The 232-nt window shown below is 60.3% G+C and carries 1 protein-coding gene; it reads left to right on the top strand.

What is annotated here, in order from left to right; translation table 11 throughout:
- Positions 1-15: 15 nt before the first annotated feature.
- Positions 16-232, top strand: a 217-nt coding sequence (locus ELQ11_RS09865; RefSeq protein WP_208359349.1) for a hypothetical protein, incomplete at its 3' end; no start/stop codon positions are given.

Below are 232 nucleotides of genomic sequence, written 5' to 3'. Positions count from 1 at the left end.
GAAAAGCACGGCTTCATGCGCCGTGTGGCATCGAAGGAAGATGCGCGCGTCGTGCTGATGTCGCTGACCGACAAGGCTCACAAGCAGATCGCGAATCTCTACTCGCAGCAGGTGGTCGCGGACAATCTCGTCTTCTCGGATTTCTCGACGCAGACGTTCCGCGATCTCACCGACAAGCTCTCGACGCTCAAGGAGCGCCTGGCGAAAGCCGCGCAGATGATCGCCGCAGGGA

This window comes from Campylobacter sp. US50a (genome assembly GCF_004379015.1).
GTDB classification, from domain to species: Bacteria; Campylobacterota; Campylobacteria; order Campylobacterales; family Campylobacteraceae; genus Campylobacter_D; species Campylobacter_D jejuni.
Note: the sequence above shows the minus strand (reverse complement) of the source record. Positions and strands in the feature narration are given on the sequence as shown.